The sequence below is a fragment of the Mycobacterium sp. genome, from assembly GCF_025965855.1.
Classification (GTDB): Bacteria; Actinomycetota; Actinomycetes; order Mycobacteriales; family Mycobacteriaceae; genus Mycobacterium.
The window spans coordinates 1-5,900 of the sequence record NZ_JAOPWB010000359.1; the positions used below are offsets into that span (position 1 = coordinate 1).

The window sequence follows — 5,900 nt, forward strand, 5'->3', positions numbered from 1 at the left end:
GGCGGGCTTGGCCGGCGCTTCGCCGTTCCCGGCGGGCTTGCTGATCGCCTTGTCGAGGGCCTTGTCGAGGGCCTTGTCGGGACCCCTGGCCGGTGCCTTGGTGGCGGCCGGCTTGCTGCCCCCGAACGACTCGCGCAGCCGGCGAGCCACCGGCGCCTCCACCGTCGACGATGCGGATTTGACGAATTCGCCCTGTTCATTCAGCCGGGCGAGAACTTCCTTACTGGTAACACCGAGTTCCTTAGCCAACTCGTGTACGCGGGCCTTACCTGCCACTACATCTCCTGTCTATGAGGCGACAGCAGCGGGCCGCGCCTCGGGTTTAGCTATGACGCATTGTCATCGGGACTTCACGGTGTGCTCATGTTCTTTGCTGCCTCTTCTGTTGCCGGACGATCGGGCACCTCTAGAGACTCTAGGTGCTCGACCACCGCGGATGTGTCCAGTGGAGCGGTGATGCGCAACGCTTTGGTGAAAGCCCGCCGCCGAATCGCCTGTTGCACGCACTGTGGCACGGGATGCAGCCATGCACCCCGCCCCGGCAGGCTACTCCTGTCGTCAACGATCACGGCATATTCGCCGTTCCCCGTCGACACAGCCACCACTCGAAGCAGTTCGGCGGCCAGCTCTCGCCTTCGGCACCCTACGCACGTCCGCACCGGTCCATCAGTGCTTCTGTGCGCCCGATTGGTTTCGGGGGCCGAAAATTCGCGCTGGATCACGGCATAGTCTAGCGCCCCCTGACCGGAGGTCAGAACCACCCGAAGCTGCGCCGGGGCACCCCGACGGCAGGCCCCGACGTTCGGTTAGCTAGCGGTCGTGCGCCACCGGGTGCGTGGCGCCGTGTTCGGCCTGGTGCTCAGTGTGCCCCGGCGCATCCCCGCGAATGTCGATGCGCCATCCGGTGAGTCGGGCGGCCAACCGGGCGTTCTGGCCCTCCTTGCCGATGGCCAGCGACAATTGGAAGTCCGGCACCACCACGCGGGCGGCCCGGGCGGACTCGTCGATGACCGACACGGAGACCACCTTCGCCGGCGACAGGGCGTTGGCGACGAAGCGGGCCGGGTCCTCGTCGTAGTCGATGATGTCGATCTTCTCCCCGGAGAGCTCGCTCATCACGTTGCGGACCCGCTGCCCCATCGGGCCGATGCAGGCACCTTTGGCGTTCAGGCCGGGGACGTTCGACCGCACGGCGATCTTGGAGCGATGCCCCGCCTCGCGGGCCACCGCCACGATCTCCACCGACCCGTCGGCGATTTCGGGGACTTCGAGCGAGAAAAGCTTGCGGACCAGGTTGGGGTGGGTGCGGGACAGCGTGATCAGCGGCTCACGGGACCCACGCGTCACGCCGACGACGTAGCACCGAACCCGGTTGCCGTGCTCGTAGCTCTCACCGGGAACCTGTTCGGCGGCCGGGATCACGCCCTCGGACGCCTTGGTCTCGCTGCCCATCCGCACCACGACCAGCCCACGGGCGTTGGCCCGGTTGTCACGCTGGATCACCCCCGCGACGATCTCCCCTTCGCGGGTGGAGAACTCGCCGTAGGTGCGCTCATTTTCGGCGTCCCGGAATCGCTGCAGCATCACCTGGCGTGCGGTCGTCGCGGCGATGCGTCCGAAACCCTCGGGGGTGTCGTCCCATTCGCTGATGACGTTGCCGTCCTCGTCGGTCTCGCGGGCCATCACGCATACGACGCCGGTCTTGCGGTCGATCTCGATGCGGGCGTCCATCTGATGACCCTGGGTGTGCCGGTAGGCGGTGAGCAGCGCGGATTTGATCGTCTCGAGCAGTTCGTTGACCGAGATGCCCCGATCCACCTCGATCGCATGTAGCGCGGCCATGTCGATGTTCATGCTCCGGCCTCCGTCCTGTCGGCCCGACCCTTGATCGCCCCCGCCAATTCCAGCTCCGCCTGGGCTGGCGGCGAAAACTCAACTTGCACAACGGCTTTCACGATTTCGGCGAGGGGGATCTCGCGTACCGACCAGTCCCGGCCTGCGCGAACGACCAGCGCGATCGTGTGATCGCGGGTCTCGCCGACACGGCCGGTGAGCTGCGATCCGTCCGACAACGCGATCTCGACCTTGCGGCCACGGGCGCGGCGGAAGTGCTTCTCGCTGGTCAACGGGCGGTCCACGCCCGGGGAACTGACCTCCAGCACGTAGCGGTCGCGGACGTCGTCCAGGCCGTCCAGCAAAGCCGAAACCGAACGGGACAGGGTGGCTATCGTGTCGAGGTCGAGGGGGTCGTCGCCGTCGGCGATCACGGTGATCCGCGCCGGGCGCGTGTGGGTGTCGATGACCACGTCTTCGATTTCGTAACCGGCGCGCGCGAATTCTCCGCCGATTAGCTCGATCACCTGCGTCTGCGAAGGTAGCCCGGTGGTCACGGCGAGCTCCTCATCTTGAGTTGTCCGGTCACCAGGCGGATGTCACCACCCAGGTGACTTCCGGGCGGTTTCCGGTCTCCTGGCGGAACGCAATCCCTGCCGCTCCGTCAGAGTCAGCTATCTACGATACGCCAGGAATCACGGGATGACGGCGTGATCGCGGCGTGGTCAAGGTCCTCGGGCCTGCGCCCACCTTCGCGCAAATGGCAGGATGTTGCTGTGTCTAGCGCACTACCCGTCACCAGCAGGCGCGGTGTGCTCGCCGGCGCCGCGGCCCTTGCCGCGCTCGGGGTGGTCGCCTCCGCCTGCGGCCAGTCCCCGCCCAAGCCGCCCTCCGTCGAGAACCTGTTGGGGCCGCTGGACCAGGCCCGCAAAGACAGCGCGCTGGCCGGTGCCGCAGCCACGGCCGTCGGTACGGCGCCCCAGATCGCGGCCGCGCTGACCGTGGTCGCCACCCAGCGCGCCGCGCACGCCCGCGCGCTGTCCACGGAGATTTCCCGGGCCGCCGGCAAGCTCACCTCGTCATCGAGCGAGACGACGAGCCCCAGCCCGAGCCCCGCCGAGCCGGCGGGCCCGCCACCGCCGCCGCCCCCGGTGTCCGACGTGATCAATTCGCTGCGCGCATCCGCGGAGAGCGCCAGCCGCCTGGTGACGACCGCGTCGGGCTACCGAGCCGGGCTGCTGGCGTCCATCGCCGCTTCCTGCACGGCGTCCTACACGGTGGCGCTGGTGCCCGGGGGGCCGTCGATATGACATCGGGCTCGATATGACATCAGGAAAAGACGCCGACAACGCGGCGCTGTGCGACGCGCTGGCCATCGAGCACTCGACCATCTACGGCTACGGGATCGTGTCGGCCCTGTCACCGCCCAGCGTCAACGGCATGGTGGTGGAGGCCCTGGACCAGCACCGCCAGCGTCGCGACGACGTCATCGCGATGCTGGCCGCCCGCAAGGTCACCGCGCCGGTCGCCGCCGCCGGCTACCAGTTGCCCATGCTGGTGGGCAGCGCGGCGGACGCGGCGCGGCTGGCGGCGCGGATGGAGAACGACGGCGCGACGGCGTGGCGCGCGGTCATCGAGCACGCGGAGACGGCGGATGACCGTGCGTTCGCCTCGACGGCCCTGACGCAAAGCACGGTCATGGCCGCCAGGTGGAGCCGGGTGCTGGGCGCCTGGCCCATCACGACGAGCTTCCCGGGCGGCAACGAGTAGCCCGCGCTACCCGTTCAGGCTCGCCGCGATGTCGGTGGCCAACGTGGCGCCCACCGCCACCTCGCGGGTCTGCCCGCCGAAGCGATCCCGCAGCTCGACCACGCCGTCCGCCCAGCCCCGCCCCACCACGACGATGCGCGGCACGCCCAGCAGCTCGGCGTCCTTGAACTTCACCCCGGGCGACGCCTGCCGGTCGTCGAGCAGCACCTCGACACCCAACCGATCCAGGTCGGCGGCCAGCGTCATCGCCCCGGCGCGGGCCTGGTCGTCCTTGTTGGCGATGACCAGGTGAACGTCGAACGGAGCGACCGCAGACGGCCAGCGCAGGCCCAGCTCGTCGTGGTGCTGCTCGGCGATGACGGCCACCATCCGCGACACCCCGAGGCCGTAGGAGCCCATGGTCAGCCGCACCGGCTTGCCGTCCTCGCCGAGCACGTCGACGGTGAAGGCATCGGTGTACTTGCGGCCCAGCTGAAAGATGTGCCCGATCTCGATGCCGCGCGCCGACACCAGCGGGCCCGCCCCGTCCGGGGACGGGTCGCCGTCGCGCACCTCGGCGGCCTCGATGGTGCCGTCGGCCGTGAAGTCGCGGCCGGCCACCAGCCCGACGACATGCCGGCCGGGCTCATCGGCCCCGGTGATCCAGCTGGTGCCGTCCACCACCCGCGGGTCGACGAGGTAACGAACACCGTTGTCGCGCAACGCCTTCGGCCCGATGTAACCTTTCACCAGGAACGGGTACTTGGCGAAATCGGCGTCGTCGAGCAATGCGTAGTCGGCCGGTTCCAGCGCCGCGCCCAGCCTCTTGTCGTCGACCTCGCGGTCGCCGGGCACCCCGATGGCCAGCAGCTCCCACTCCCCGCCCGGCCGGCGGACCTTGAGCAGGACGTTCTTCAAGGTGTCGGCCGCGGTGACGCTGCGGCCCAGGTCGGCCGTGTTGGCCCAGTCCACCAGGGTGGCGATCGTCGGGGTGTCGCCGGTGTCGTAGACCACCGCCTCGGGCAGCCCGGCCACGACCTCCGCGGGCGGCGCTTCGGGCCGGGCGGTGACGACCGCCTCGACATTGGCGGCGTACCCGGACTCCAGGCACCGCACGAAGGTGTCCTCACCGACCGGGCTCTCGGCCAAAAACTCCTCGGACGCGCTGCCGCCCATCGCTCCCGACACCGCGGACACGATGACGTAGCGCACCTGCAGCCGCTCGAAGATGCGCTGATAGGCCTCGCGGTGCGCGTGGTAGGCGGCCTTGAGCCCGGCGTCGTCGATGTCGAACGAGTAGGAGTCCTTCATCAGGAACTCGCGGACGCGCAGGATGCCGGCCCGCGGCCGCGCCTCGTCGCGGTACTTGTTCTGGATTTGGAACAGCAGCAGCGGAAAGTCCTTGTAGGAGCTGTATTCGCCCTTGACGGTCAGCGCGAAGAGCTCTTCGTGCGTCGGGCCCAGCAGGTAGTCGTTGCCGCGGCGGTCCTGAAGCCGAAACACCCCGTCGCCGTATTCGGTCCACCGGTTCGTCGTCTCGTACGGCGCGCGTGGCAGCAGGGCGGGGAACAGGATCTCCTGCCCGCCGATCGCGTTCATCTCGTCGCGGACGATCCGTTCGATCTTGCGCAGCACCCGCAACCCGAGGGGCAGCCAGCTGTACAGCCCGGGCGCGACGGGCCGAATGTAGCCGGCCCGGATGAGTAGTTTGTGGCTGGGCACTTCGGCGTCGGCGGGGTCGTCCCGCAGGGTGCGCAGGAACAGCTCGGACATCCGGGTGATCACAGCGGGCAAGCCTAGCCAGTGCCGCCCGCCTGCCGAAAATCGTCGCCATTTGCGCGCGGGAACTCAGGCTCTCCTCAGCCGCGCGCGATACGTTGCCGCGCATGGGCACGTCCGTGACGGGCACCGGCTCCGGTGAACGGAGCGGTCCCGTCCTGGCGGCCTTGACCGCCCTGTATTCGATCGAACTGATCGGAATCCTCTGCGCCGCAACGGTTGTCGCGGGATTCGGTCGTGAGCACCCCGGTCGCGGCGCCGGATTGCTGACGGTGGCCTTGCTGGGGGCGGCGGCGCTGGTGGGCCGGCACGCGATGCGACTGCTCCAGGGCCGACGGACGTTGGGTGTGCCGGGACTGGCCGTCCAGTCGTTTCTGCTGATAGGCGCGATCGCGCTGGCAACTCAACGACCCGCCGCTGGAGTGGCGGGGGTCGTGGTCGCCGCCGGCGTGCTGGCGGGGTGGGGCCGGTTGGGAACGCCGGCCCGACCGAGCGAGCCCGTGGCCGTGTCGCCCCGGGCTCCCGCCGCGCCGGGCGGG

Annotated in this window: 7 protein-coding genes and 1 pseudogene; 3 read left to right on the forward strand and 5 right to left on the reverse strand. The window is 69.3% G+C overall.

Features of this window, described 5'->3' with window-relative positions:
• From JWP83_RS30995 to rimP, 4 genes are all read right to left on the reverse strand, one after another.
• Positions 1–276: translation initiation factor IF-2 N-terminal domain-containing protein (locus tag JWP83_RS30995; RefSeq protein WP_297739412.1), on the reverse strand; the 276-nt coding region annotated here is incomplete at its 3' end.
• Between the two features lie 74 nt (positions 277–350).
• Positions 351–722: a YlxR family protein gene (locus tag JWP83_RS31000; RefSeq protein WP_297739431.1), complete on the reverse strand. Its 372-nt coding sequence runs from the start codon at positions 720–722 to the stop codon at positions 351–353.
• 88 nt (positions 723–810) lie between these two features.
• Entirely contained in the window at positions 811–1,854 is a 1,044-nt protein-coding gene (gene nusA / locus JWP83_RS31005; protein WP_297739415.1) for a transcription termination factor NusA, read from the reverse strand.
• Positions 1,851–2,390, reverse strand: coding sequence for a ribosome maturation factor RimP (gene rimP, locus JWP83_RS31010; RefSeq protein WP_297739419.1), 540 nt, complete (start codon positions 2,388–2,390; stop codon positions 1,851–1,853). The genes nusA and rimP overlap by 4 nt, the downstream gene beginning before the upstream one ends.
• 219 nt (positions 2,391–2,609) lie before the next feature.
• Between rimP and JWP83_RS31015 the strand changes: the two genes are divergently transcribed.
• Positions 2,610–3,143 (forward strand): twin-arginine translocation signal domain-containing protein, encoded by a 534-nt coding sequence (locus JWP83_RS31015; RefSeq protein WP_297739422.1) that lies wholly within the window; start codon positions 2,610–2,612, stop codon positions 3,141–3,143.
• 13 nt (positions 3,144–3,156) lie between these two features.
• On the forward strand, positions 3,157–3,603 hold the full coding sequence (locus JWP83_RS31020; RefSeq protein ID WP_297739425.1) for a ferritin-like domain-containing protein: 447 nt from the start codon (positions 3,157–3,159) through the stop codon (positions 3,601–3,603).
• Between the two features lie 6 nt (positions 3,604–3,609).
• Here JWP83_RS31020 and JWP83_RS31025 read toward each other — a convergent pair whose 3' ends face one another.
• Entirely contained in the window at positions 3,610–5,367 is a 1,758-nt protein-coding gene (locus JWP83_RS31025) for a proline--tRNA ligase (RefSeq protein WP_297739428.1), read from the reverse strand.
• A 101-nt stretch (positions 5,368–5,468) separates the two neighbouring features.
• On the opposite strand from JWP83_RS31025, the pseudogene JWP83_RS31030 reads away from it, so the two are divergent.
• Positions 5,469–5,900: pseudogene (locus JWP83_RS31030) on the forward strand (hypothetical protein); the annotation flags it as partial.